This window comes from Streptomyces sp. NPDC097107, assembly GCF_044762405.1.
In the GTDB taxonomy this organism is placed as follows: domain Bacteria; phylum Actinomycetota; class Actinomycetes; order Streptomycetales; family Streptomycetaceae; genus Streptomyces; species Streptomyces thinghirensis.
In genome coordinates, this window is the sequence record NZ_JBIWEF010000002.1 from 138,158 (window position 1) to 163,374 (window position 25,217).

A 25,217-nucleotide genomic window follows, 5' to 3' on the forward strand; every position below is an offset into this window, starting at 1 on the left:
GGCTCCCGTCCGGGAAGGCGTGACTCCGGTCACAACTCCCGGCGGAGACAGGCCAGTCGGTGACCGGAAAACAAGAGATCGAATTTGCTAACCGCCGATCTCTTGTTACCGTTCGAGTAGCCCGGTTGCTGGTGCATCCCCCGTCGCCAGCAACCGGGTCTTTCCATGCGCCCGGTCGCGCACGCACCGCAGTCGCCCGTCAACTCCCCGTTCCCGCAGGTGAGTTGCTCGTCCCGTCACCGCTGTGCCCAACGGCTCCATCGCTCCCGGCGCCTCCGTTGCCGTCACCGCTCCCGCCACTGCCGCCGCTCTCGTCGCTCCCGTCACTACGGTTGCTGCCGGTGCGCAGCAGCAGTGGCCCGTACCCGGCCCGTACCGCGAACTCCGCGACCGCGGTGTACGCCGTCGGCTCGCCCCGGATGCGTTCCCTGGGCGTCTCGCAGGCGCCCGGAGCGTCCTCGGCCCCCACCGCGCAGCGCGTCCGCACGCTGCGTCCGTCAGGTCCCATGAGGCTCAGCACGGATTCGAGCGGGTCGCCGGTCGCGTTGCGGTAGTAGGTGCGTGCCCAGGTCTCCGTCCCCTGCGTCACGACGCAGGTCTGCGCCTCGACACCCTCGGGCGAGGTGAGTTCGGGGCCACAGCGCACGGCGGTGGCCGGGCCGGGGGGCAGCGGGGACCGGGCAGCCGCGGCCGGGGCGCGGCCGGCTCCTTCGGGTGCCTTTCCGTCCCCGACCCCGACCCCGTCCCTCCCCCCGTCCCCCTCCCCGTCCTGCGAGAGGAGGCGGACGGCCGGAGGGTTCTCCCCGCCCCCGCCGCCCGGGGGCCCCGCGGACGCCACGGCGAACGGCAGCACGACCGCGCACACCACGGCACCGGCGAGCCCGTACAGACGGACCCGCCGGGGGTCCGGGCCCCTGCGGCGTGGCCCTGCGCGGTCCGGCCCGGCGGCGCGGTGCGTCCTGGCGGCGCGGTGCGACCCGGCGGCACGGTGCGACCCGGCGGCACGGTGCTCCCCAGCATGAAGCGGCATGGGGCGGACGATAACGACCACAGGCGTGCGCGGACTTCCGCGCACGCCGGACACCCCTACAACTCGGGCGCGCTCACACCCGTACGAGTGAGGGCGTCGACCACGGCGTCCACCACGGCCTCCACGTCGGGCACCCAGGGTGAGGCGGAACCGGGCAGCGGCGCCCGCTCCCACCGGACGGTGCCGCCACCGGTCTCCGACGGGGGCAGCGCGAGATAGCCGCCCTCGCTGTGGAAGCGCAGTGAGCCGGGGACGAAGTCCTTGGCGTAGAGCAGCTCGCCCAGCTGCTCCATCGAGTACGGCTTGACCAGCAGCGCCCAGCGGGTGGGCGAAGCCACGACCGGGCCGAGCCGCAGGCCCGCGCGGTCGAGCGCGGCAAGGGCGTGGGCGGCCGGCAGGGCGGGCAGGGAGACGGCACACGGGGCGATGCCCCCGGTGGCCAGGACGATCGGCGCGGTGGGGCGGTTGGTCCACCACCAGCGCACCATGCGCCCGTCCGTGGTGGCGGCGAGGAGGCCGGGGTCGAAGGGGTGCGCGCCGGGCACCGTGCACTCCGGGTCCGGGCAGCGGCAGCGCGACCGCGCCCGCGGGTCCGCTGCCACGCCCGGGAGTACGGGCCACTGCCATTGCGTCGCATAGGTCAGGGCCGCGCCGATCAGCTCAGGCTGTCCGTCGTCGTGCTGGGACAAGAGCCTGCGTCGCCTTCCGAGGATCTCGCGCATGAGCGCTCGTTCCTTTCCGTTGCACGCCTGGCAACACTGTGGTCACATCACACCATGTGTCGATCTCTTCGCTGTGCGTAGCTGGTGGCGCATCACACCCCTGCCAAGCAGGTCATCGCTGCCAAGGGCAAGGGAAACCCCTGTGGGTCGAGCACTGACTGCGTCCGCGGCGGTTCCGTCCACACTGCGTCGGTCAAAGCATGGGCCTGGCGCGGGGGTGGCGAAGTCTGGCGTTTACCGTCCCGCGTATTTCTCTCCGCCTCCGCCACGGGAGGATGGGGCACGGTCGTCGGTGGATAGGACGCCCGGGTCCGCCGCCAGGTTCCAGGTGGCCCCCAACCACCCCTGGCCTTCTCCGAGTACGTACCCATCACGACCGCTGTGACGCTCCGTAAAGCACCCTCAGTCGACCGCAACAAGGCGTCCCCTGGGGAAGTTTCAAGCCAATCTCGAATTTCCGCAAGAGGTCGGGAAGGAGGGCACTCGCACCTCACGGACACCAGGAATACCAGCAGGACAATGCTGGACATCCCCTTACGAGTGCGTGTACATGTGGAGACACTGCTAGCGGCGCAGAATGACATGGGGGTTCGCGATGCTTTTGAGCAGTAAGCGCCGGTCGGAAGGCCGGACGCCATGAACGCCCCGCACCCCGCGAAAGTGGCCGGAATCGATTCGACGGTTCCGTCCCCGGCACACACTGTCGCGCCCGCAGCCCCGGGCGCCTCCCCGGCCACCGCGCCGAACGCCACGGACGCCGCAGAGGCCACGGCGGCGCCAGGAGCCCCCTGTGCCCCCGGCGCCCTGCTCCAGGACCGGCTGGCCGGCTGGGTGTCGGACCTGACGACCCTGCACGAGCTGACCGAGCGCCTGGTCCGTACGGACTCCCTCTCCGAGGGCCTCCAGGAAGTACTGCGCGCCGGAGCCGCCCTGGTGGGCGCCCGGCGTGGTCTCGTCGTCCTGGAACCGGCCGACGGACTCGGCCCGCACACCACCGTCGGCCTCGGGCTGACCCGCGCCGACCTCGGCCATATCGAGACCGTCCCCCGAAGTGCCCTGTCCTACGGGCGGATTCTGGACGGGTTGCCGGTCGGCGCGGACGGGATCGCCGAGCCCGACCTGCTCGCCGAGAAGAACCTCGACCCCCGCCACCGCGAGGTCGCCGCCCGCCTCGGCTACACCGCCAGCTACGCGCTTCCCCTGTCCACCGAAGACACCGAGGACACCGGGGCCACCGGGGCCACCGGGGCCACCGGGGCCACCGGGGCCACCGGCCGCCTCGGTGCCGCCGTATGGCTGTACGACGAGCCCGCCGAACCCGGTGAGCGGCAACGCCATCTCGCCGGCCGCTACGCCCGGTACGCCGCCCAGCACCTGGCCCGCCTGCTGGAGGTCGAGCGCACGCGCGCGCGCATGGCGACGATGGCCGAGGAGCTGCTGCCCTCCCGCCTGCCGCGGGTGCCCGGCGTGCAACTCGCCGCCCGACACCGCACCGGCCCGCGTGGGGGCGGCGACTGGTACGACGCCCTGCCGCTGCCGGACGCCGCGCTCGGTCTCGCCGTCGGGTCCGTCACCGGGTCCGGGCCCAGCGCGGTCGCCGCGATGGGCCGGCTGCGCGCCTCCCTGCGGGCGTACGCCGTGATGGAGGGTGAGGACCCCGTCGCCGTGCTGTCCGACCTGGAGCTGCTGCTGCGCCTCACCGAGCCCGCCCGCTCGGCCACCGCCCTGTTCGGCTACTGCGAGCCCGCGCTGCGCCGGATCACGCTGGCCGGCGCCGGGCACAGCCCGCCGCTGCTGATCGGGGAGCGGCGCACGGAGTTCGTCGAGACGTCCGTCTCCGCGCCGCTCGGCATGCTCGCCTGCTGGGAGGCGCCGAGCGTGGAGTTCCAGGCCGAACCGGGAGAGACGGTTCTGCTGTACACCGACGGACTGCTGCACCGCACCGGCGCCCCGGCCGACCGAGCCTTCGCCCGGCTGAAATCGGCGGCGGCCGGCATCCCCCGGGCCGAGCGCCACGACCCGGCCGCCGTCGCGGAGCACGTCCTGCGCACGGTGCTGCCGGACGGGAAGGCCGACGCGGACTCGGAGGAGGACGTCGTCCTGCTGGCGGTCCGGTTCGAATAGCGGGGCACTGACCCCCCGCACGCCACACATAACGGACGGTAGTGCCTCCATGTAACAGGCCCTACGGCCCTGGGCCCCCTTCCGTACGTCCGTACGATGGGGGGTGGTCCAGTGCCGTATCAAGGAGGATGACCGTGTCGGAGGAGCTCACCCCGGCAGTATCCGATCCTGCTGCTGACGCAGCGGGCCCGGAGAACGAGACCGAGGATTCGATCAAGCAGCGCAAGAACGGCCTGTACCCGGGCGTGTCCGACGAGCTGGCCGAGAACATGAAGTCCGGCTGGGCCGACACGGAGCTGCGCGACCTGGAGCCGATCGCCCAGGCCGCCGAGACCGCCGCCCGGCGCGCCGCGCTGTCCGCCCGCTTCCCCGGCGAGCGCCTGGTGATCCCCGCGGGCAATCTGAAGACCCGCTCGAACGACACGGAGTACTCCTTCCGCGCCTCGGTCGAGTACGCCTACCTCACCGGCAACCAGACCGAGGACGGCGTCCTGGTCATGGAGCCCGAGGGTGACGGCCACACCGCGACGATCTACCTCCTGCCGCGCTCGGACCGCGAGAACGGCGAGTTCTGGCTCGACGGCCAGGGCGAGCTGTGGGTCGGCCGCCGCCACTCCCTCACCGAGGCGGAGAAGCGCTACGGCATCCCCGCCTCCGACGTGCGCGAGCTGGCCGCCCGCCTGCGCGAGGCCACCGGCCCGGTGCGCGTCGTGCGCGGCTTCGACGCCGGCGTCGAGGCGGCCCTGACCGACAAGGTCACCGCCGAGCGCGACGAGGAACTGCGCGTCTTCCTCTCCGAGGCCCGCCTGGTCAAGGACGAGTTCGAGATCGGCGAGCTGCAGAAGGCCGTCGACTCCACCGTGCGCGGCTTCGAGGACGTCGTGAAGGTCCTCGACAAGGCCGAGGCGACGTCCGAGCGCTACATCGAGGGCACCTTCTTCCTCCGCGCACGCGTGGAGGGCAACGACGTCGGCTACGGCTCGATCTGCGCCGCGGGCCCGCACGCCTGCACCCTGCACTGGGTGCGCAACGACGGCCCGGTCCGCTCCGGCGACCTGCTGCTGCTCGACGCGGGCGTGGAGACGCACACCTACTACACCGCGGACGTCACGCGCACGCTGCCGATCAACGGCCGCTACAGCGAGCTGCAGAAGAAGATCTACGACGCCGTGTACGACGCCCAGGAGGCCGGCATCGCGGCGGTGCAGCCGGGCGGCAAGTACCGCGACTTCCACGACGCGTCCCAGCGCGTGCTGGCCGAGCGGCTCGTCGAGTGGGGCCTGGTCGAGGGCCCCGTCGAGCGGGTGCTGGAGCTGGGCCTGCAGCGCCGCTGGACGCTGCACGGCACCGGCCACATGCTCGGCATGGACGTCCACGACTGCGCCGCCGCGCGCGTCGAGTCCTACGTCGACGGCACGCTGGAGCCCGGCATGGTGCTCACCGTCGAGCCGGGCCTGTACTTCCAGGCCGACGACCTGACCGTGCCCGAGGAGTACCGGGGCATCGGCGTCCGCATCGAGGACGACATCCTCGTCACCGCGGACGGCAACCGGAACCTGTCCGCCGGACTGCCGCGCCGGTCGGACGAGGTCGAGGAGTGGATGGCCGCGCTGAAGGGCTGATCCACGATGAGACGGCCGGGTACCGCACGAGGTACCCGGCCATCGACGTGCCTGCCGTCAGACCGCCACCAGCGGAGTGCCCTCACGCCACTTGAGGATCTTGTCGAAGCTCACCACGGCCCCGGACCGGCCCGGCGTGCTGCCGATGTGGACGTGGTCGGCGAGTTCCCGGATGAGACACAGGCCGCGGCCGTCCTCGGCGTCGTCGGAGACCGGGCGGGCCACTGCCCCCGGTCGGCCCGGAGCGGACGCGGGGAACCCCGGGCCCGTGTCGGCGACCTCGATGCGGCACAGTTCGCCGTCGAGGTAGGCCGTGACGCGGTACGCCTCCGAGGAACCGTCGGGTGCGTGGTCCCCACCGTGCTCCACGGCGTTCGCGCAGGCCTCGCTCAGCGCGACGGAGAGGTCGAAGGAGATGTCGGGGTCGACGCCCGCGGTCTCCATGGTGCCGATCAGCAGGCGGCGGGCCAGGGGCACGCTCGCAGCCTCGCGCCGCAAATGGAGTGACCACCAGATGCTCATGCTCCAGCCTCCCGGCCGCGGCTCGACATACCGTTACGTATTGCCCCCCGTGGCCGGGCGTAAGCGCGGAGTCCGCGTGAGACCGCCCATACGGCGGATGCGTACATGCCGCCGATCGGTGTATGTGGGACGGCTCGCACCAGAGAGTGATCTTCCGGCGCTCTTCCGGTCGTACGGCATCTTGTGGACCTGCCGTACGGCGCGAGGGGTGCCAGTGCGATGATGAGGCCGCCATGACTGCCCCCCACCCGCCAACGGCGCGCTCCGGAAACGATCTCCGGATCCTGCGGGCCGCGGTGTTCGCCGCGGTCTGCGTCGTGCTGGCCGCGGCGGGGCACACCCTCGCCTCCTGCGCCAGTGTTCCGCTGTGGTCGCTGGGCGCGGGATTCCTCGGGGCGGTCGTGGTCGCCGCGCCCCTCGCCGGACGCGAACGCTCGCTGCCCGGCATCGCGGTGCTGCTCACCGTCGGACAGACCGCGCTGCACACCCTGTTCGGTCTCGGCCAGCACGGTGCCACCGCGGTCACGGCGTCCGGTACGACCGCCGTGTCCACCGGCGGGCCGGGCGCGCTGTCCGACGCGTCACTGGTCCAGCAGGCCGCACGGCTGGTGTGCGGGACCACCGCGGCGGCACTCAGCCCGGCCCAGGCCCAGCGCATCCTCACCGACGCGCGGATCGCCCCGGACGTCCGCGCCGGCGCGGGGCACCACCCCGCCGACGCTCTGTCCACCGCCGGCTCCCCGGCCTCGCTGCTGCCGTCCCTGCCGATGCTGCTCGGCCACGTCCTCGCGGCCCTCGCCGCCGGCTGGCTGCTGCGGCGCGGCGACCTGGCCCTGGCCCGGCTCGTCGAACTGTCGGCGCACTCGGCCCACTCGGTGGCCGAGGCCGCGCTCGTACGCGCACTGCGCGCGGCGCTCTCCCTGGTCCACGCCCTGCACGCCGGGCTCGCCGGCCTCCCCGGGACGGGCCCGCGCCTGCCGCACACCGCTCGGTTGGCGCCGCCCCGGCCCCGCACCACCGCACTCCAGCACACGGTGATCAGGCGCGGTCCGCCGAGCGACGCGTTGGCCCTCGCCGCCTGACACGACGCGACCACCACCCCGCTTCGGCCTCATCGGCCGCCGTGCGGAGGGGCCGCCGTCGTGCGGCACGCGCGCGTTGCGCGCATCCCTCCCGTCACCCGTCACCGGCCCACACCGGTGACCCACTCGAAGCGGAGTGATCCGTCCATGAAGGTCTCTCGTATCGCCGCCGTCGGCGCCGTCTCCGGCATCGCCGTCCTCGCCCTGTCCGCGCCCGCTTTCGCACACGTCAGCGTGCAGGCGGAGGGCACGGCCGCCAAGGGCGGCTACGCGGTCGTCGGCTTCAAGGTCCCCAACGAACGCGACAACGCCTCCACCACCAAGCTGGAGGTCAACTTCCCCACCGACCACCCGCTGGCGTCCGTGATGCCGCAGCCGGTCCCCGGCTGGAAGGCAGTGGTCACCAAGACCAAGCCTGCCAAGCCGCTGGAGTCACACGGGAAGCAGATCACCGAGGTCGTCAGCAAGGTGACCTGGACCGCCGACGGCAAGGGGATCGAGCCCGGCTACTTCCAGAAGTTCCCGGTCTCCCTCGGCGCTCTGCCCGAGGACGCCGACGAGCTGGCGTTCAAGGCGATCCAGACGTACGACAACAAGGAGGTCGTGCGCTGGATCGAGGTGCCGCAGGAGGGCCAGGAGGAGCCCGACCACCCGGCGCCCGTGCTGGAGCTGGCCGCCGCCGAGGACGACGCCCACGGATCGTCGGGCGCGAAGGCCGAGGACGACACCGAGGCGGCCGCGCAGAACACCGCCGCCTCGTCCGACTCCGGTGACGGCAGCGACACCACCGCCCGTGTCCTCGGCATCGTCGGCATCGTCGTCGGCGCCGCGGGCGTCGCGTACGGCGTGCTGGCCGGACGTCGGCGCGACTCCGGTGCGTCGGCGTAGCAACGCCCGTGCCGGTGCGGCGGCGTAGCGACGCCGCCGCATCCTCTCGTCCGGTGCGCGCCGGGCACCCTCCGTCGGTCCGACGGACCCCCGGCGCGCTTCGGAGCACCTCACATCTGGGACATTTTTCTATGCGCAAGAAGACGTTCGCCGCGGCCGCACTGCTCGCCGCCGCCTCCCTGACCCTGACCGCCTGCGGCAGCGGCGCCGACAGCGACGCGCCCGTCGCCGTGGTCTCCGAGGACGCCGGCCAGCAGGCCGCCACCGTCCTCGACAAGCCGTTCGAGAAGCCCGACCTGGTCCTCACCGACACCCAGGGCAAGGAGTACGACCTCCGCGAGCGGACCGCCGGCAAACCCACCTTGATCTACTTCGGCTACACCCACTGCCCCGACGTCTGCCCCCTGACCATGAACAACGTCGCCGTGGCCAAGAAGCAGCTGTCCCAGGCCGAGCAGGACAAGCTCCAGATCGTGTTCGTCACCACCGACCCGGAGCGCGACACCCCGGCCGCGCTCGGCAAGTGGCTCAAGGGCATCGACCCGCGGATCGTCGGTCTGACCGGCGAGTTCGACACCATCCAGGCCGGCGCCCGCACCCTGGGCATCTCCATCGACCCACCGACCAAGGACAAGGACGGCAAGGTCGTCTCGACGCACGGCACCCAGGTCGTCGCCTTCTCCCCGAAGTCCGACGCCGGCTACGTCCTCTACGGCGAGGACGCCACCGTCGAGGACTACACCAAGGACCTCCCCGAGCTCGTCAAGGGGGAGAACCCGTGAGAGGCCGTCCCACCCTCGCCGCCGTGACGGTGATCGGCGCCCTGGTCCTCGCGGGCTGCGGCGACTCGGACTCCGGCTCCGACTCCTCGGCCGCCGGTGCCGAACTCTCCGTCGGCGCCGCCTACATACCGCAGCCGGTGTCCGACTCGATGGCGGCGGGCTTCCTCACCATCACCAACAAGGGCGACGCCGAGGACGAGCTGACCTCCGTCACCAGCGAGGCCGGTGACGTCACCGTCCACGAGACCGTCGACGGGACGATGAAGGAGGTCGACCGCCTCCCGGTCCCCGCCCACGGCCGACTCGTGTTCAAGAGCGGCGGCAACCACCTGATGTTCGAGAAGCTGAAGCAGCAGCTCAAGCAGGGACAGACGGTCTCCGTCGAACTGCACTTCGCCCACTCCGGTCCCGTCACGGTCAAGCTGCCCGTGAAGGCGGCCACTTACCAGCCCACCGCCGGACACTCCGGACACTGAGGGAGGGACCACCTTGACGCAGACCATCGCCCCGCGCGTCCGGACCCTGGTGCTGCTGCTCCTGGCCGCGGCCTGCGCGCTGCTCGCCGGCGCCGGGCCGGCCTCCGCGCACGCCGCACTGACCGGCAGCGACCCCGGGCAGGGGACGGTGGTCGACAAGGCTCCGGCCCAGGTGTCGCTCACCTTCTCCGAGTCGGTCTCCATGGACGACGACTCGCTGCGCGTCCTCGACCCCAGGGGCGAGCGCGTCGACGACGGCAGGCCGTCCGGCACGGGCGGCACGACGTACACCGTGAAACTGCACGCGGGGCTGCCCGACGGCACGTACACGGTGACCTACCAGGTCGTCTCCGCCGACAGCCATCCCGTCGCCGGTGCCTACACCTTCTCCATCGGCGCCCCGTCCGAGACATCCGTCTCCGTCAACGGCACGGAGGCGGGCGGCGGGGCCGTCGGCTGGCTGTACGGCCTCGGACGGTACGTGTCGTACGCCGGATTCACCGTGCTGGTGGGCGGCGCCGCCTTCGTCCTCGCCTGCTGGCCGCGCGGCTCCGGCGTCCGGGCCGTGCAGCGGCTCGTGGTCTCCGGATGGCTCGCGCTGACCTCCGCCACCCTCGTACTGCTCCTGCTGCGCGGCTCCTACACCGGTTCCGGGAAGCTCGGCGACGTCTTCGACCTGAACCTGCTCGGCGAGGCGCTGCAGACCAAGACCGGCGCCGCGCTGGTCTCCCGGCTGCTGCTGCTCGCGGCCGCCGCGCTCTTCGTCGCCGTGCTCTTCGGCGCCTACGACAAGCGGGAGGACGAGGAGAAACGGGACGGCACCTTCGGGCTCGCGGTCGGCGGAGCCGTGGTGGCGTCCGGACTCGCGGCGACCTGGGCGATGTCCGAGCACGCCTCGGTCGGCCTCCAGGCCGGTATCGCCATGCCCGTCGACATCGTTCACCTGCTCGCCGTCGCCACCTGGCTCGGCGGGCTCACCGCCCTGCTCGTCGCCCTGTACCGAGCACCCGCGGACACGCCCGTCGCCGCCTCTGCCGTACGGCGGTTCTCTCGCCTCGCCTTCGGCAGCGTGATCGCGCTGGTGGTGACCGGCACCTACCAGTCCTGGCGCCAGCTCGGCTCCTGGACGGCCTTCACCGACACCCGGTACGGGCAGCTGCTCCTCGTCAAGATCGGACTCGTGGCGGTGCTGGTCGGCATCGCCTACCTCTCGCGCCGGTGGACGGCACAGCTGGCGGAGGCGGTGCCGGCCATCGCCCGCCAGCGGGAGAAAGAGCAGGTCGGGGCGTCCGACGGCCGTAAGACCGCGGAGGCGGAAACCGCAGCGAAGGCCAGGTCCGCCGAGAAGGCGAAGGCCGCCGAGAAGGTGCCCGGGGCAGCGAAGGGGGCCGGGGCAGCGAAGACTTCCGGACAGGGTTCCGGGGCCGGAGCCGCGAAGGGCTCCGGTACCTCCCGGCGCGACGCCCAGCTCGCCCGGCAGCGCGCGGCCGTGGACGCCGCCCGGCAGAAACGGCAACGAGACGCCGACCCCCACCGCTTCGGACTGCGCCGCTCCGTGCTCGCCGAGGCGGGCATCGCCGTCGTCCTGCTCGCCGTCACCACCGTCCTGACCCAGACCGAGCCCGGCCGGACCGAGGAGGAGGCCAAGGCCGCCAACCCGTCCTCCGCCGCCACGACCGGCCGCTCCTCCGGTGCGGTCACCCTGGACATGCCCTTCGACACCGGCGGCCAGAACGGCAAGGGAGTCGTACGGGTCGAGCTCGACCCCGCCCGGGTGGGCGCCAACGACATGCACCTCTACGTCGAACGCCCGGACGGCAAAGCCTTCGACATCCCCGAAGTGAAGGTCGCCTTCACCCAGAAGGCCAAGGACATCGGGCCGCTCCCCGTCGTCCCCGACCACATCACCACCGGACACTGGTCGGCGAGCGGGGTGCAGATCCCGATCGCCGGGGACTGGGAGGTCGCCGTGACCGTCCGGACCTCCGACATCGACCAGGTGACCGTCTCGAAGAACGCGCAGATCGGCTGAACCGCACCATGGCTGACCAGTCCATCCCGGAGGCCCGTACCCCCGAGGCGACCCGCGGCGCGCCCGGCGGACCCGGGCCGCTCGACTCCGAGAACACCACCGCGCGCCAGGGCGTCTCGCGGCGGCGGCTGCTCGGCACCGCAGGCGCCACCGGGCTCGTACTCGGCGCGGCCGGCGGCGCCGCGGGTTACGCCGCCGCGCCCTCCTCGGCCACGCCACTCACCTCGCTGGGCGACGAGGAGGTGATGTTTCACGGGAAACATCAGCCCGGCATCACCACCCCGATGCAGGCCTGCGGGCATCTCGTCGCGTTCGACCTGGTGGCGGGCGCCGGCCGCCGAGAGGCCGCCGCGCTGCTGCGCCGCTGGTCCGAGACCGCCCGGCGGCTGATGGCGGGGGAGCCCGCCGGTAGCCGTGACACGGGCGTGGCCCGGGACGCGGGGCCCTCCTCGCTGACCGTCACCTTCGGCTTCGGGCACAGCTTCTTCGGCCGGACCGGCCTGGCAGAGCGCCGCCCGGTAGCTCTCGACCCGCTGCCCGACTTCTCCTCCGACCACCTCGACAAGAACCGCAGCAACGGCGATCTGTGGGTGCAGATCGGCGCCGACGACGCCCTGGTCGCCTTCCACGCCCTGCGTGCGATCCAGCAGGACGCCGGGTCGGCCGCCCGCGTCCGCTGGCAGATGAACGGCTTCAACCGCTCACCGGGCGCCACCGCCCAGCCGATGACGGCCCGCAATCTCATGGGCCAGGTCGACGGCACACGCAACCCGAAGCCCGCTGACGTCGACTTCGACCAGCGGATCTTCGTTCCCGAGGGGCCCGAGAAGAACGAGCAGGCATGGATGACGAACGGCTCCTACGCCGTCGTACGCCGCATCCGCATGCTCCTCGACGACTGGGAGAAGCTTCCGGTCAAGGCTCAGGAGCATGTCATCGGGCGCCGCAAGTCCGACGGGGCCCCGCTGTCCGGAGGCGGCGAGACGACCGAGATGGACCTGGAGAAGACGGACCAGGCCGGGAACCTGATCGTCCCGATCAATGCCCACGCCCGCATCACCCGCCCCGACCAGAACGGCGGCGCGGCCATGGTCCGCCGCCCCTTCTCGTACCACGACGGCTTCGACGCGGACGGCGTCCCCGACGCGGGACTGCTCTTCATCTGCTGGCAGGCCGATCCGCTGCGCGGCTTCGTTCCGGTCCAGCGCAAGCTGGACCGGGGTGACGCGCTCTCGCGGTTCATCCGGCACGAGGCGAGCGGTCTGTTCGCGGTGCCGGGCGGGGCGGCGGAGGGAGAGTACGTGGGACAGCGGCTGCTGGAGGGGTGAAACCGGCCGGGAACCACCTCGAAGAGCGGGTTGCGCGAGACGCGTGAGCCCGGTCTTCCGGGGCCTATTAGGGTGAGGTCATGCCAGCCAGTTACGCGTATCTCGGCCCCGAAGGAACCTTCACCGAAGTCGCTCTGCGCACACTTCCGGAGACGGCGACCCGGGAGCTGGTCCCCTACGTCTCCGTCCAGTCCGCGCTCGACGCGGTCCGCACCGGCGAGGCCGAGGCCGCGTTCGTGCCGATCGAGAACTCCGTGGAGGGCGGCATCACCACCACCCTCGACGAGCTGGTCGCCGGCCAGCCACTGATGATCTACCGCGAGGTGCTGCTGTCCATCACGTTCGCGCTGCTGGTCCGCCCAGGCACCCAGCTGTCGGACATCAAGACGGTCACCGCACACCCGGCGGCCCAGCCCCAGGTACGCAATTGGATCAAGGCGCACCTCCCGGAGGTCGCCTGGGAGTCGGCCGCCTCCAACGCCGACGGCGCCCGCCTGGTGCAGGAGGGCCGTTACGACGCGGCATTCGCCGGCGAGTTCGCCGCGGCCCGCTACGGCCTGCAGGTCCTGGAGGCCGACATCCACGACGCGGAGAACGCGCAGACGCGCTTCGTGCTGGTCGGTCGGCCCGCCAGGCCCGCGGCACCGACCGGCGCGGACAAGACGTCCGTCGTGCTCTGGCAGCGCGACGACCACCCCGGCGGCCTGCGCGACCTGCTGAGCGAGTTCGCCACCCGGGGCGTCAACCTGATGCTGCTGCAGTCCCGGCCCACCGGTGCCGGCATCGGCAACTACTGCTTCTGCATCGACGCCGAGGGGCACATCTCCGACCGTCGGGTGGCCGATGCCCTCATGGGCCTGAAGCGGACCTGTCTCCAGGTGCGCTACCTCGGGTCGTACCCGCGGGCGGAGGTCGAGCCGGCGGACGTGGACGCGCTGCGGCGGGGCACCTCCGACGAGGACTTCGTGGCGGCGGCGGACTGGGTGGCGCGCTGCCAGGACGGCCGTTTCTGACGTCACGGAACCGGCCAGTCCTACCTGCTGATTTTCGTCGTCCACAGGAGCACTCCGAGTTATCCACAGGTCCGCTTCTCGACCTGGGGACAAGTCGACAACGAAGTGGCACTCAGTCGACAAATCCTCCTACAGCCCCCCACTTCATCCACAGGCGCCCAGGTCACCCTTCGTCCACCCGTTTCTCGCCCGCCATCCTCCGGAGTGACACCGAACGTCCCGTTTCCACTCAAAAGTGGGAGCGGGAAGGGTTTGGGTGGCTCATCTCAGGAATTGGGAATGATCAACTCCGCGAGTCCACAGATCTTTCGCACAGCCTGTGGATAACTTTTCCGGGCTGGGGGATTCCTGTGGACAGACGAGCGCGCGGTAGGCCTCAAGTCCCGTTCCCCACAGGGAAATCCGGTCAACCCGCCGCTCGTCGACCGCTTCGTTCCGGGGAATGGGACGCCTTTCACCGACACGCGTGAACCACGTACTTACAAGAACCACATATGCCGCAATTCCCGCGTAGCGGAACGCTCGGCCCGCGTTCGGCAATAGTGAGTCGAGACCCGTGTCCGCACACCGGTAGCCTTGACCGCGTGATTGACCTTCGCCTGCTCCGTGAGGACCCCGACCGTGTGCGCGCGTCGCAGCGCGCCCGTGGAGAGGATGTCGCGCTCGTCGACTCCCTCCTGTCCGCCGACGAACGGCGCAGGTCGTCCGGCGTCCGCTTCGACGAGCTGCGCGCCGAGCAGAAAAGCCTCGGCAAGCTCATCGGCAAGGCCTCCGGAGACGAGAAGGCCGAACTGCTGAAGCGGGCGAGCGGACTCGCCGCCGACGTCAAGGCGGCCGACGCCGAGCGCGACGCAGCCGACGCCGAGACCCAGAAGCTGCTCCAGCGACTCAGCAACCTCGTCCACCCCGACGTGCCCGTCGGTGGCGAGGAAGACTTCGTCACGCTGGAGACGCACGGCACGCACCGAGACTTCGCGGCCGAGGGCTTCGAGCCCCGGGACCACCTGGAGCTGGGCCAGCTGCTCGGCGCCATCGACGTCGAGCGCGGCGCCAAGGTCTCCGGCTCGCGTTTCTACTTCCTGACCGGCGTCGGCGCGCTCCTGGAACTCGCCCTGGTCAACGCGGCGATCGCCCAGGCCACGGCGGCCGGCTTCACGCCGATGCTGACTCCGGCGCTGGTCCGCCCGCAGTCCATGGCAGGCACCGGCTTCCTCGGCCAGGCCGCCCAGGACGTCTACCACCTCGACAAGGACGACCTGTACCTGGTCGGCACGTCCGAGGTGCCGCTCGCCGCGTACCACATGGACGAGATCCTCGACGCCGACCGCCTGCCGCTGCGCTACGCCGGCTTCTCACCCTGCTTCCGCCGCGAGGCGGGCTCGCACGGCAAGGACACGCGGGGCATCTTCCGCGTGCACCAGTTCGACAAGGTTGAGATGTTCTCCTACGTCCTCCCCGAGGACTCGCAGGCCGAGCACGAGCGCCTGCTGGAGTGGGAGAAGCAGTGGCTGACGTCGCTGGAGCTGCCGTTCCGGGTCATCGACGTCGCCTCGGCCGACCTGGGTTCCTCGGCCGCGCGCAAGTACGACTGCGAGGCGTGGATCCCGACCCAGGGCAAGTACCGCGAGCTGACCTCGACCTCGGACTGCACCGAGTTCCAGTCGCGCCGGCTGTCGATCCGGGTCCGTGAGGACAAGAAGGTGCGCCCGCTGGCGACGCTCAACGGCACGCTGTGCGCCGTACCGCGCACGATCGTGGCGATCCTGGAGAACCACCAGCAGGCCGACGGTTCGGTGCACGTGCCCGAGGTGCTGCGCCCGTACCTGGGCGGCCGGGAGGTCCTGGAGCCGGTGGCCAAGTGACTGACACCGGCTCCGCCACGGGTCCCGGCACCGGTTCGGCCGGGGGGTTCCCGTACCGGCTGATCGCGACCGATCTCGACGGCACGCTGCTGCGCGGTGACGACACGATCTCGCGACGCACCCGCGACGCGCTCACCGCGGCCACCGCGGCGGGCGCGGCCCACATCGTGGTCACCGGCCGCGCGGTCCCGTGGACCCGGCACATCCTCGACGACCTCGGGTACGACGGGCTGGCCGTCTGCGGTCAGGGCGGTCAGGTCTACCACGCCGGGGAACACCGGCTGCTGACCTCGGTCACGCTGGACCGGCAGCTGGCCGGGGTGGCACTGGCCAAGATCGAGGCGGAGACCGGCCCGCTGTACCTGGCCGCGAGCCGTGACGGTCTGGACGGCGACGTCCTGGTCGGCCCGGGCTACGCGGTCGGGGGCGACCTGCCCGCGGTGCCGTTCACCGACGCCTCGGACCTGTGGTCGGCGCCGCTGAACAAGATCTACATCCAGCATCCGACCCTGTCGGACGACGAGCTGGCCGAGGCTGCCCGGCACACCGCGGGCGGCTTCGTCACGGTGACCATGGCGGGCGCGGGCATCGTCGAGCTGCTCCCCCTCGGCCTGTCCAAGGCCACCGGGCTGTCGCTGGCGGCGCGTCGGCTGGGGCTGAGGGCCGCGGACACGATCGCGTTCGGCGACATGCCCAACGACGTCCCGATGTTCGGCTGGGCCGCCCGGGGTGTGGCGATGGCCAACGCCCACGAGGAGCTGAAGGCGGTGGCCGACGAGGTGACGTCGTCCAACGACGAGGACGGTATCGCGGTGGTGCTCGAGCGGCTGGCGGTCTGACTTCGGCCCCGAGGCTCCCGGTCTCTGAGACCAGGTCGCATCCCCCGGTCTCTGAGGCCGGGGGCACCGGGCGCACGGTTCGGACGGCGCCGGCATCCCCGTCGGTCGGCCCACGCGAGGCGTCTCGCGTGCTCGAAGCGGCCGCCCGATTCACCGGCGCCGTCCGGCCTCGTGCACCACAGTGCCGGTATGGAAAGCCGGGCGCCACCGATTAAAAGCGGACGTACGCGCCTTATCGCCGGTGCCACCTGCGACGGCGGCCCTTGCTGAAGAACCATCCGGCGGGCGGCTCGTCGGAGCGCCACGGCTGCGGCTCCGGCTTCTCATCGCGCCAGCGGGCGGCGAGCATCCGGGAGCGGGCCGACGGCTCGGAGGTACCGGCGTCGCGTACGAAGTCCTCGTCCAGGACGAGCCCGTCCCAGGTGTCACCACCGGCGCCGTCCGTGATGCCGTGCCCGGCGGCGTCACCGACACCGTCCGTGGTCCCGTCGCAGGTGTCGTCACCGGCGCCGTCCGTGATGCCGTGCCCGGCGGCGGTCCCCGCGCCGTCCTCCGGCTGTCCGCGGCCGTCCGGCTGAGGTGTCTGGCCCGTCATCCCGGTTCCTCCCAGCCCTGCGTCCCCCGTGTCTCCCCCGTGCCTTCCTCGGCCCAGTGTGCCCGGGCCGGGGTGAAGGCCCCGTCAGGGCCGGGGCCCGGTCACTCCTCCCCGGCGAGCTTCAGCGTCCGCAGCTTCTGGCCCGCGTACCAGGTCGCGAGCACGGTGACCCCGGCCAGCAGAACCGTCGCGGTCGGCAGGCCGACGTCGGAGGTCACCAGGTTTCCGTCGGCGACCTTCTGCGCCACCGCCAGCGACCACTGCTGGACGCTCAGGGTCCGGGCGCCGGGCACCAGGGAGCCGAACAGGGCTTCCCAGACGAGGGCGTAGACGAGCCCGAAGACCACCGCGTGCCGGGACACCGTGCCCAGCAGCAGGAACAACGCGGCGTAGGCGATGGAGGCGACCAGCGCGGCGATGGTGTAGGCGACGGCGACCTGCTGACCGTTGCCGTTGAGAATCAGACCGGCGAGCAGGGTGGGCACGGCGGAGAAGACCATCGTCACGGCGATGGCGACGATCAGCTTGGTGAAGATGATCGTCGGCCGCTTGATCGGCTTGGACAGCAGGTACACCACCGAGCCGTCGTCGATCTCCGGGCCGATGGCTCCGGTACCGGCGATGACACCGATGATCGGCACCATGGTGGCGAGGGCGAATCCGCCCAGCACGTCCGCCGCCGTCTGGTCGTCGGCGCCGGCGAGCGCGCGCACCGCCACGGCGATGACGAGCAGCAGCAGGGGCAACGCGCCCAGGATGAGGGCCCGGCGGCGGCCGAGCAGGGCTCGGTAGGTGAGCCTGGCGACTGTGGGGTCGTACATTCTTCGGCCTCCTACGCCGCGACGAGATACGAGAAGACGGACTCGAGGGACTCGTCGGACGGCGAGACCGTGAGCAGCCGGATGCCGTGGTCGCGGGCGACCTTCGGCAGCAGGGCCGTGAACCGGCCGAAGTCGACGGCCTGCACGCGCAACGCGCCCTCGGCGAGGTCGACCTCGATGCCGGACGTCGACGGGTCGGCGATCAGCGCCGCCGCGAGGGCCCGGTCGTCACTGGAGCGCACCAGGTAGCGGTGCGGCCGGTCGGTCATCAGGCGGCGGATCTTGCGGAAGTCACCGCTGGCCGCGTGCCGTCCGGCGACGATGACCTCGATGTGCCAGGCGAGTTGTTCGACCTCTTCGAGGATGTGCGAGGAGAACAGCACCGTGCGGCCCTCGTCGCCCATACGGCGCAGCAGATCCATCAGCTGCATGCGCTGGCGCGGGTCCATGCCGTTGAAGGGCTCGTCCAGCAGGAGCAGCGAGGGGTTGTGGACGAGGGCGCTCGCCATCTTCACGCGCTGCCGCATGCCCTTGGAGTACGTGGCGATCTTCCGGTCCTGCGCGTACTCCATCTGGACCGTGGCGAGCGCTTCGTGGGCCGCCTTGGCGCCGAGGCCGTGCAGTTCGGCGTTGGCGAGGACGAATTCGCGGCCGGTGAGGAAGTCGTACATCGCCTCACGCTCGGGGACGATGCCGATGTGCTTGTAGATGGCTTCGTTGCGCCAGGTCGGCTGTCCGTCGAGGGTGACGCTGCCGGTGGAGGGGGCGAGGAAGCCGCCCATCATGTTGATGAGGGTGGACTTTCCCGCGCCGTTGGGGCCGAGGAGGCCGGTGACGCCGGGGCCGATCGTCATGGTGATGTCGTTGACGGCGACCACGTTGCCGAACCAGCGGGAGACGTGGTCGATGTTCAGCGTGGTCACAGTCCCACCTTCTGGTAGCGGCGCATCAGCAGGCCGTAGGCGCCGGCGATCAGGCCCAGGGTGACGAGGACATAGACCGCACCCTCGCCGTTGCTCGGGCCGACCCCGCCGGGGAAGGCCGAGGTGGCGCCCAGGAAGGCGGACTGCACGCCGTCGATGAGGGTGATCGGCGAGAACAGGCCGATCCAGGCGACGGACCCGGAGCTGCCCTGGACCTCCGCGATGGCCTGGAGCGTGGAGACCGCGCCGTAGGTGATGGTCAGGACGGCGATGACGGCCGCGATACCGAAGCCGCGGCGCGGGGTGACCGACGCGACCACCAGGCCGAGGCCGGCGAAGAGCAGCGAGAGCAGTGCCACGGAGACAAGTCCCTGTGCGAAACCCTTGGTCTGGTCCGCGAAGTCGAGTTTGGCGAGCAGCGCGCCCACATAGAGCACCAGCAGGGGGGCGGCGGTGAGGATGAACAGGGCCGAGGCCAGTGAAGCGTACTTGGCCCGGACGTAGTCGGCGGTCTCGATCGGCCGCGAGAAGTACAGCGGCACGGTCTTGAAGCGCAGGTCGCGCGAGACGGACTGGGGTGCCTGCGAGGCGACGTAGAGGCTGATGACGGCCTGCAGGACGATCGCGTAGCGCGTGTAGTCCAGGGGCAGGTCGTTCGCCTTGGTGGCGACGGCGACGGCGACCATGATGGCCGCGGGCAGGCACATCACCACGAAGAGCAGCATCGGCAGCACCTTGGACTTGGCCGAGCGGCCGAGGCCGTAGGCGCCGCGCAGGGACTGCGAGTACAGCGAGCGGCGGGCGTAGGCGCGGCCGAGGCGAGGACCGTCGTAGCTGCGGTAGCCGATGTTGTGGATGCGGGTCTGGTCACCCGGCACCGTGGCTGTGGGCTGTTCAGCTGCCATGGCCGACCGCCTCCTTCCGTTCTGCGTCGCTGTCCTGGAAGACCTCCGAGATGTGGTGCCGGCGCTGCTCCATGCGCACCAGGCCGAGGCCGAGATCGGCGATGACGTCTCTGACCAGGTCGTAGGTCTCCTCGCCCGCCGCGGTGAGCAGCAGGACGTGGCCGGCGCCGGGCAGGCCGCTGCCGTCCTGGACGGTCACCCCGCGCGCGTCGAGCGCGTCGCGCACCGCGCGGGTGCCGTCGGGGTGCTCGTCGATGTCGGTGACCTCGATCGCGAGGGTCGTCGTGGTCTGGGTGAAGTCCGTGGTGGAACTGGAGCGCAGCAGCTTGCCGCCGTCCACGACGACGACGTGGTCGCAGGTGCGTTCCAGTTCGCCCAGCAGGTGCGAGGTGACCAGGACGGAGATGCCGAAGTCGGTGTGGATGCGGCGGATGAGGCCGAGCATCTCGTCGCGGCCGACCGGGTCGAGACCGTTGGTGGGCTCGTCGAGGAAGACCAACTGAGGGTCGTGGACGAGGGCCTGCGCGAGCTTCACGCGCTGCTTCATGCCGGTCGAGTAGCCGCCTATGGGCCGGTAGCGCTCCTCGTACAGACCGACGTGGCGCAGGGTGTCGGCCGTGCGTTCGCGGGCGGCGGTGGGTGGCAGGCCGGACATGCGTGCCATGTGGACGACGAACTCGGTGGCCGAGACGTCGGGCGGCAGGCAGTCGTGCTCCGGCATGTAGCCGACTCGCTCGCGGATGTCGGCGCCCTTGGTGGCGACATCGAGTCCGAGCACTTCGGCCCGGCCCTCGGTGGCGGGAGACAGACCCAGCAGGATCTTGATCAGGGTGGACTTGCCGGCGCCGTTGGCACCGACGAGTCCGGTCACACCGGGTCCGACGTCCACGGAGAGCCGGTCGAGCGCGGTCACCCGTGGGTACCGCTTGCTCAGGCTTTCGGTCGCGATCACAGTCACATCCACGACAGTAGTGACGCGCACCACTGAGGTCGTCAGACCGGAGAGCCGTCTTGGAGTCAGACTCGAGTAGTACGGGCCCGTAGGGGATACCGTGCCTGAGAGCTACGGAGCGGTCTTCCGGGGCCGTGTGCCCGCCCTTCGCCCACACTATTGACGCGAGGTCTAACAGCTGCGAGATTCGGCGACGTCACGTTACGCGCGAGTAGCTCGGTCGGCACGGGCCGTGCCCGGCTCGTGGGCGGGTGGACGGACCGACGGGTGGGACGGGGTGGCATGACGATGGAAGTGACACCGGAACCAGGCGCGGAGTCCCGTACGGAGCTGCGCGGATTCCGGCAGGTGCAGCGTCTCGCCTACGAGTGCGCCGAGGCCGTGGCGGCCCGGCTGGAACCGGGGGTGACCGAGCGGGAGGCAGCCCGCATGCAGCGCGAGTGGCTGCGGGAGCGGGGCGTGCGGGACTGGTTCCACCTGCCCTTCGCCTGGTTCGGCGACCGCACGGCCTTCACGGACTTCCGCGTTCCGCTGCAGTTCTTCCCGACTGGGCCCCGGCTGGAGCCGGGCATGCCGTTCATCCTGGACATGGCCCCGGTGCACGGGGGTTTCACCGCCGACATCGGCTACTCCGGCTCGCTCGGCCCCAACCCCGTGCAGCGGCGGCTGATGGCCGACCTGGAGGCGCACCGCGAGCTGATCCTGCGCGAGGTGCGCGAACGCCGCCCGCTGCGGGAGATCTACGAGGACGTGGACCGGCTCATGGTCCGCCAGGGCTACGCCAGCCGACACCGCGCCTACCCGTTCGGCGTGATCGCCCACAAGGTGGACCGAGTGCGGGCACGACGCCTGTCCCCACGCCTGTTCGGCTTCGGCACACAGTCACTCAAGGGCCTGGCGAGCGACGCGCTGCACGGCCACCGCGAGGGCTGGTCCCCGCTGTGGTCGCCGTACCGCTTCTCCGACCACCCGCCCCGGCCGGGGCTGTGGGCGGTCGAACCCCACCTCGGTTTCCGTGGCACCGGCGCGAAGTTCGAGGAGATTCTCGTCGTCACCGACTCCGCGGATCCCGAGCAGAGCGCCTTCTGGCTGGACGACGATCTGCCGCATGTGCGGCACTGGGCGGAGGAGAAATGACGGTGCTGGACGGTGCGCGGGAGCGCTGGGTGCGCACGGGCGGGGTCGAGCTGTGCGTGGCCGAACTGGGCGACCCGCACCAGCCCACGGTCGTCCTGGTGCACGGCTACCCGGACAGCAAGGAGGTCTGGTCCGAGGTCGCCGCCCGCCTCGCCGACCGTTTCCACGTGGTCCTCTACGACGTCCGGGGCCACGGCCGGTCCACCGCGCCGAGCCCGCTGCGCGGCGGGTTCACGCTGGAGAAGCTGACGGACGACTTCCTGGCCGTGGTGGACGCCGTCAGTCCCGGCCGGCCCGTGCACCTGGTGGGCCACGACTGGGGCTCGGTGCAGTCCTGGGAGTTCGTCACGGTCAAGCGCACCGAGGGCCGCATCGCCTCCTTCACCTCGATGTCCGGTCCGTCCCTCGACCACTTCGGCCACTGGATCAACAGGCGTCTGAGGCGCCCCACCCCGCGCCGGGTCGGCCAGCTCCTCGGCCAGGGCACCAAGTCCTGGTACGTCTACCTGCTGCACACGCCCGTACTGCCCGAACTGGCCTGGCGCGGCCCTCTGGGGAAGCACTGGCCGGGCATCCTGCGACGCGTCGAGAAGGTGCCCGGCGGCGATTACCCGACCCCTTCCCTGCCATCGGACGCGGCGCACGGGGCATGGCTGTACCGGGACAACGTCCGGCCCCGGCTCCGCCGCCCGCGCGACGACGCCTACGCACACGCGCCCGTGCAACTCATCACGCCCCTCGGCGACGCGTTCCTGTCGGAGCGGCTCTACGACGAACTGGAGCTGTGGGCACCGCGGCTGACCCGCCGCGCGCTGCCTGCCAAGCACTGGGTGCCTCGCACCCGTCCTGACCGGCTCGCGGACTGGATCACGGAGTTCGTCACCGCCGTCGACGGCGGCCGGCCCGAGGCCGCGGCGAGCGGGAAGTACGCCGAACGCTTCGGCGGCCAGCTGGTGCTGGTCACCGGCGCGGGCAACGGCATCGGGCGGGCCACGGCGTTCGCTTTCGCCGAGGCCGGCGCACGCGTGGTGGCCGTCGACCGGGACGCCGAGGCCGCCGCCCGCACCGCGGAGCTGTCCCGGCTGATCGGTGCGCCCGCGGCCTGGGCGGAGACCGTCGACGTCTCCGACGAGCAGGCCATGGAGAAGCTGGCGGACAAGGTCGCCGCCGAGTACGGCGTGGTGGACGTCCTGGTGAACAACGCCGGGATCGGCATGTCGGGCTCCTTCTTCGACACCACGCCGGAGGACTGGAAGAAGGTCCTGGACGTCAATCTCTGGGGCGTGATCCACGGCTGTCGCCTCTTCGGCAGGCAGATGGCGGAGCGCGGGCAGGGCGGCCACATCGTCAACACCGCGTCGGCGGCGGCCTTCCAGCCCTCCAGGGCGCTGCCCGCCTACAGCACCTCCAAGGCGGCGGTGCTGATGCTGAGCGAATGCCTGCGCGCCGAGCTGGCCGGGCAGGAAATCGGCGTCACGGCGGTCTGCCCCGGCCTCGTCAACACCAACATCACCTCCACGGCGCACTTCGCGGGCGTCGACGCCGACGAGGAGAAGCGACGTCAGCGGCGCACGGCACGGTTGTACGGGCTGCGCAACTACCCGCCGGAGAAGGTGGCCGACGCCGTCCTGGAGGCGGTCGTGCGCAACAGGGCCATGGTCCCGGTGACGCCGGAGGCGCGTGGCGCCCATCTCTTGTCCCGGTTCGCTCCTGGGGCGTTGAGGCGTCTCGCGCGTGTGAAGCCACCACTGTAGTTTCCACAGACTGCTCCAACCAGCCTGTGGATAACCACACTTGGCTGTGGATCAAACATGGGCAGCAAAATCGATCGCGTGACGCGTGCCTCTCTCGGCACGCTGATTCCATGCAACAAGACCACATGGACGACAGACGCACCGTGAAGGTGTCCAGGTATCTGTCGAAGCATCTGCGCCACCAGCCGGAGAGAATCGGGCTCGCGCTCGACGAGGTCGGCTGGGTCGAGATCGACACGCTGATCGCCGCAGCCGCGACGCACGGCCTCCGCTTCACCCGCGAGGAACTCGACCACGTGGTCGCCACCAACGACAAGCGGCGCTCCGCGATCGAGGGCGCCCGCATCCGCGCCAGCCAGGGCCACACCATCGACGTGGACCTCGCTCTGCCCGCGGCGCCCCCGCCGCCGTTTCTCTACCACGGGACCGTGGCCAGGCACCTGGAGGCGCTCCGCGCCGAGGGGCTGAGGCCGATGAACCGGCACGACGTGCACCTTTCGCCGGACCGCGAGACCGCGACCCGGGTCGGTGCCCGCCGCGGCCGGCCGGTCGTGCTGTCGGTGGAGGCCGCCGCCATGCACCGCGACGGCCATGCCTTCCACGTCAGCGCCAACGGGGTCTGGCTGACGAAGAGCGTGCCACCGCGGTACGTGCGCTTTCCCGCTCGACACTGATCTCACACGATCGGTGGCATCCCAAGGGCGCCGCCATGATCACGGTCGAGAACGTATCAACGGGCGCCCCTTTCCGCCCGGCTTCGTCCGGCGATCCTCCTCACCCCGTGGCTGAGCAGTCGCGTACGGTGACGCCGGTGGTTGTTTCACGTGAAACGGGGGCCGGCCGCATAGGCTCGGAAGCATGAGTCTGCGTCTGAGCACCGTCATCCTCCCGTACCGCCGCTGGCACGAAGGCGGCCGTTCGACCTGGACGCGTGCCGAGCAGCTCGGTTTCCACACCGCGTACACCTACGACCATCTGTCCTGGCGGAGCTTCCGGGACGGCCCGTGGTTCGGTGCCGTGCCGACGCTCACCGCCGCCGCGGCCGTCACCGAGCGGATTCGCCTGGGCACCCTGGTGACCTCGCCGAACTTCCGGCACCCGGTGACGCTCGCCAAGGAGCTGATCTCCCTCGACGACATCTCCGGCGGCCGGGTCACGCTCGGCATAGGAGCGGGCGGCACGGGCTTCGACGCCACCGCGCTCGGCCAGGAGCCGTGGACTCCCCGAGAGCGGGCCGACCGGCTCGCCGAGTTCCTCCCGCTGCTCGACCGGCTACTGACCGAGGACGCCGTGTCGTACGAGGGCGACTACTACTCGGCGCACGAGGCGCGCAACGTCCCGGGATGCGTGCAGCGTCCCCGGCTGCCGTTCGCGGTGGCCGCGACCGGTCCGCGCGGGCTGCGGCTCGCCGCGCGGTACGGACAGGCATGGGTGACGACCGGCGACCCGAAGCTGTACGAGAACGGCACTCCCGAACAGTCGGACCGGGCGCTGCGGGAGCAGAGCGACAAGCTGGCCGACGCCTGCGCCGCGATCGGCCGCGAGGTGAGTCAGCTGGACAGGGTCCTGCTCACCGGCTTCACCCCCGACCGCAGTCGGCCGCTGGAGTCCGTGAACGCGTTCGTGGACTTCGCGGGCCGGCACCGCGATCTGGGCTTCACCGAGCTCGTCGTCCACTGGCCGATCCCCGACTCGGATTTCACGGCGGACGAGAAGATCTTCGAGCGGATCGCCATGGAGGCGCTGGCCCAGCTGAAGGAATGAGAGCCGTAGCTCACAGATGTGCGGACTCGCGCACGGCCGTGCAG

The 25,217-nt window shown here is 71.3% G+C and carries 23 protein-coding genes; 15 read left to right on the top strand and 8 right to left on the bottom strand.

Features of this window, described 5'->3' with window-relative positions; translation table 11 throughout:
* Positions 1 to 199: 199 nt before the first annotated feature.
* Positions 200 to 1,030, bottom strand: a complete 831-nt coding sequence (locus tag ACIQ1J_RS04330; protein WP_403553998.1) for a hypothetical protein — start codon at positions 1,028 to 1,030, stop codon at positions 200 to 202.
* A gap of 56 nt (positions 1,031 to 1,086) precedes the next feature.
* Positions 1,087 to 1,752 (bottom strand): bifunctional DNA primase/polymerase, encoded by a 666-nt coding sequence (locus ACIQ1J_RS04335; protein ID WP_403553999.1) that lies wholly within the window; start codon positions 1,750 to 1,752, stop codon positions 1,087 to 1,089.
* A 636-nt stretch (positions 1,753 to 2,388) separates the two neighbouring features.
* On the opposite strand from ACIQ1J_RS04335, the gene ACIQ1J_RS04340 reads away from it, so the two are divergent.
* A complete protein-coding gene (locus ACIQ1J_RS04340) occupies positions 2,389 to 3,876 on the top strand; it encodes a PP2C family protein-serine/threonine phosphatase (protein WP_403554001.1) in 1,488 nt (495 codons plus the stop codon).
* Between the two features lie 134 nt (positions 3,877 to 4,010).
* The gene (locus ACIQ1J_RS04345) at positions 4,011 to 5,498 is read left to right on the top strand and encodes an aminopeptidase P family protein (protein ID WP_403554003.1); all 1,488 of its coding nucleotides are present in this window, start codon (positions 4,011 to 4,013) and stop codon (positions 5,496 to 5,498) included.
* A gap of 57 nt (positions 5,499 to 5,555) precedes the next feature.
* Here ACIQ1J_RS04345 and ACIQ1J_RS04350 read toward each other — a convergent pair whose 3' ends face one another.
* On the bottom strand, positions 5,556 to 6,020 hold the full coding sequence (locus tag ACIQ1J_RS04350; protein ID WP_210960151.1) for an ATP-binding protein: 465 nt from the start codon (positions 6,018 to 6,020) through the stop codon (positions 5,556 to 5,558).
* A 233-nt stretch (positions 6,021 to 6,253) separates the two neighbouring features.
* On the opposite strand from ACIQ1J_RS04350, the gene ACIQ1J_RS04355 reads away from it, so the two are divergent.
* The 9 genes from ACIQ1J_RS04355 to ACIQ1J_RS04395 all read left to right on the top strand — a co-directional run bounded on the left by ACIQ1J_RS04355 (position 6,254) and on the right by ACIQ1J_RS04395 (position 16,322).
* The gene (locus tag ACIQ1J_RS04355) at positions 6,254 to 7,102 is read left to right on the top strand and encodes a hypothetical protein (protein ID WP_403554005.1); all 849 of its coding nucleotides are present in this window, start codon (positions 6,254 to 6,256) and stop codon (positions 7,100 to 7,102) included.
* Between the two features lie 147 nt (positions 7,103 to 7,249).
* Positions 7,250 to 7,990 carry a YcnI family protein gene (locus ACIQ1J_RS04360; RefSeq protein WP_403554006.1) on the top strand — a complete coding sequence of 247 codons (741 nt, stop codon included), beginning with the start codon at positions 7,250 to 7,252 and terminating at the stop codon, positions 7,988 to 7,990.
* Positions 7,991 to 8,121: 131 nt separating this feature from the next.
* Positions 8,122 to 8,772, top strand: coding sequence for an SCO family protein (locus ACIQ1J_RS04365; protein ID WP_210960148.1), 651 nt, complete (start codon positions 8,122 to 8,124; stop codon positions 8,770 to 8,772).
* On the top strand, positions 8,769 to 9,248 hold the full coding sequence (locus tag ACIQ1J_RS04370; protein WP_403554008.1) for a copper chaperone PCu(A)C: 480 nt from the start codon (positions 8,769 to 8,771) through the stop codon (positions 9,246 to 9,248). The genes ACIQ1J_RS04365 and ACIQ1J_RS04370 overlap by 4 nt, the downstream gene beginning before the upstream one ends.
* 13 nt (positions 9,249 to 9,261) lie before the next feature.
* Complete coding sequence (locus ACIQ1J_RS04375) at positions 9,262 to 11,280, top strand: copper resistance CopC/CopD family protein (protein ID WP_403554010.1); 2,019 nt, start codon at positions 9,262 to 9,264, stop codon at positions 11,278 to 11,280.
* A gap of 8 nt (positions 11,281 to 11,288) precedes the next feature.
* A complete protein-coding gene (gene efeB / locus ACIQ1J_RS04380; RefSeq protein ID WP_403554012.1) occupies positions 11,289 to 12,608 on the top strand; it encodes an iron uptake transporter deferrochelatase/peroxidase subunit in 1,320 nt (439 codons plus the stop codon).
* 80 nt (positions 12,609 to 12,688) lie between these two features.
* Complete coding sequence (gene pheA / locus ACIQ1J_RS04385; protein WP_403554014.1) at positions 12,689 to 13,621, top strand: prephenate dehydratase; 933 nt, start codon at positions 12,689 to 12,691, stop codon at positions 13,619 to 13,621.
* A gap of 584 nt (positions 13,622 to 14,205) precedes the next feature.
* Positions 14,206 to 15,483: a serine--tRNA ligase gene (gene serS, locus ACIQ1J_RS04390; protein WP_403554016.1), complete on the top strand. Its 1,278-nt coding sequence runs from the start codon at positions 14,206 to 14,208 to the stop codon at positions 15,481 to 15,483.
* Positions 15,480 to 16,322, top strand: coding sequence for an HAD family hydrolase (locus ACIQ1J_RS04395; RefSeq protein ID WP_403554018.1), 843 nt, complete (start codon positions 15,480 to 15,482; stop codon positions 16,320 to 16,322). Before serS ends, ACIQ1J_RS04395 begins: the two co-directional genes overlap by 4 nt.
* Before the next feature lie 232 nt (positions 16,323 to 16,554).
* Here the strand turns inward: ACIQ1J_RS04395 and ACIQ1J_RS04400 are convergent, their stop codons facing one another.
* The 5 genes from ACIQ1J_RS04400 to ACIQ1J_RS04420 form a co-directional block, all read right to left on the bottom strand.
* A complete protein-coding gene (locus ACIQ1J_RS04400) occupies positions 16,555 to 16,770 on the bottom strand; it encodes a hypothetical protein (protein WP_403554792.1) in 216 nt (71 codons plus the stop codon).
* A 248-nt stretch (positions 16,771 to 17,018) separates the two neighbouring features.
* A complete protein-coding gene (locus ACIQ1J_RS04405; RefSeq protein ID WP_121747941.1) occupies positions 17,019 to 17,738 on the bottom strand; it encodes an ABC transporter permease in 720 nt (239 codons plus the stop codon).
* Positions 17,739 to 17,749: 11 nt separating this feature from the next.
* Positions 17,750 to 18,661: an ABC transporter ATP-binding protein gene (locus tag ACIQ1J_RS04410; RefSeq protein ID WP_121747942.1), complete on the bottom strand. Its 912-nt coding sequence runs from the start codon at positions 18,659 to 18,661 to the stop codon at positions 17,750 to 17,752.
* On the bottom strand, positions 18,658 to 19,566 hold the full coding sequence (locus tag ACIQ1J_RS04415) for an ABC transporter permease (protein ID WP_210960141.1): 909 nt from the start codon (positions 19,564 to 19,566) through the stop codon (positions 18,658 to 18,660). The genes ACIQ1J_RS04410 and ACIQ1J_RS04415 overlap by 4 nt, the downstream gene beginning before the upstream one ends.
* Positions 19,556 to 20,518 (bottom strand): ABC transporter ATP-binding protein, encoded by a 963-nt coding sequence (locus ACIQ1J_RS04420; protein ID WP_403554794.1) that lies wholly within the window; start codon positions 20,516 to 20,518, stop codon positions 19,556 to 19,558. Before ACIQ1J_RS04420 ends, ACIQ1J_RS04415 begins: the two co-directional genes overlap by 11 nt.
* Positions 20,519 to 20,800: 282 nt before the next feature.
* On the opposite strand from ACIQ1J_RS04420, the gene ACIQ1J_RS04425 reads away from it, so the two are divergent.
* From ACIQ1J_RS04425 to ACIQ1J_RS04440, 4 genes are all read left to right on the top strand, one after another.
* The gene (locus ACIQ1J_RS04425) at positions 20,801 to 21,655 is read left to right on the top strand and encodes a M24 family metallopeptidase (RefSeq protein ID WP_403554021.1); all 855 of its coding nucleotides are present in this window, start codon (positions 20,801 to 20,803) and stop codon (positions 21,653 to 21,655) included.
* Complete coding sequence (locus ACIQ1J_RS04430; RefSeq protein WP_403554023.1) at positions 21,652 to 23,409, top strand: SDR family oxidoreductase; 1,758 nt, start codon at positions 21,652 to 21,654, stop codon at positions 23,407 to 23,409. Before ACIQ1J_RS04425 ends, ACIQ1J_RS04430 begins: the two co-directional genes overlap by 4 nt.
* Before the next feature lie 125 nt (positions 23,410 to 23,534).
* Positions 23,535 to 24,083 (top strand): RNA 2'-phosphotransferase, encoded by a 549-nt coding sequence (locus ACIQ1J_RS04435; RefSeq protein WP_403554025.1) that lies wholly within the window; start codon positions 23,535 to 23,537, stop codon positions 24,081 to 24,083.
* Positions 24,084 to 24,267: 184 nt separating this feature from the next.
* A complete protein-coding gene (locus ACIQ1J_RS04440; protein WP_403554027.1) occupies positions 24,268 to 25,173 on the top strand; it encodes an LLM class flavin-dependent oxidoreductase in 906 nt (301 codons plus the stop codon).
* Positions 25,174 to 25,217: the final 44 nt, after the last annotated feature.

Excerpts from the sequence above, each read along its gene's own strand:
- ACIQ1J_RS04365 (WP_210960148.1), top strand. The coding sequence starts at position 8,122 with ATGCGCAAGAAGACGTTCGCCGCGGCCGCACTGCTCGCCGCCGCCTCC.
- ACIQ1J_RS04440 (WP_403554027.1), top strand. The coding sequence starts at position 24,268 with ATGAGTCTGCGTCTGAGCACCGTCATCCTCCCGTACCGCCGCTGGCAC.
- ACIQ1J_RS04430 (WP_403554023.1), top strand. The coding sequence starts at position 21,652 with ATGACGGTGCTGGACGGTGCGCGGGAGCGCTGGGTGCGCACGGGCGGG.
- ACIQ1J_RS04340 (WP_403554001.1), top strand. The coding sequence starts at position 2,389 with ATGAACGCCCCGCACCCCGCGAAAGTGGCCGGAATCGATTCGACGGTT.
- ACIQ1J_RS04330 (WP_403553998.1), bottom strand. The coding sequence starts at position 1,030 with ATGCCGCTTCATGCTGGGGAGCACCGTGCCGCCGGGTCGCACCGTGCC.
- ACIQ1J_RS04425 (WP_403554021.1), top strand. The coding sequence starts at position 20,801 with ATGACGATGGAAGTGACACCGGAACCAGGCGCGGAGTCCCGTACGGAG.
- pheA (WP_403554014.1), top strand. The coding sequence starts at position 12,689 with ATGCCAGCCAGTTACGCGTATCTCGGCCCCGAAGGAACCTTCACCGAA.
- ACIQ1J_RS04350 (WP_210960151.1), bottom strand. The coding sequence starts at position 6,020 with ATGAGCATCTGGTGGTCACTCCATTTGCGGCGCGAGGCTGCGAGCGTG.
- ACIQ1J_RS04335 (WP_403553999.1), bottom strand. The coding sequence starts at position 1,752 with ATGCGCGAGATCCTCGGAAGGCGACGCAGGCTCTTGTCCCAGCACGAC.
- ACIQ1J_RS04360 (WP_403554006.1), top strand. The coding sequence starts at position 7,250 with ATGAAGGTCTCTCGTATCGCCGCCGTCGGCGCCGTCTCCGGCATCGCC.
- efeB (WP_403554012.1), top strand. The coding sequence starts at position 11,289 with ATGGCTGACCAGTCCATCCCGGAGGCCCGTACCCCCGAGGCGACCCGC.
- ACIQ1J_RS04435 (WP_403554025.1), top strand. The coding sequence starts at position 23,535 with ATGGACGACAGACGCACCGTGAAGGTGTCCAGGTATCTGTCGAAGCAT.
- ACIQ1J_RS04355 (WP_403554005.1), top strand. The coding sequence starts at position 6,254 with ATGACTGCCCCCCACCCGCCAACGGCGCGCTCCGGAAACGATCTCCGG.
- ACIQ1J_RS04415 (WP_210960141.1), bottom strand. The coding sequence starts at position 19,566 with ATGGCAGCTGAACAGCCCACAGCCACGGTGCCGGGTGACCAGACCCGC.
- ACIQ1J_RS04405 (WP_121747941.1), bottom strand. The coding sequence starts at position 17,738 with ATGTACGACCCCACAGTCGCCAGGCTCACCTACCGAGCCCTGCTCGGC.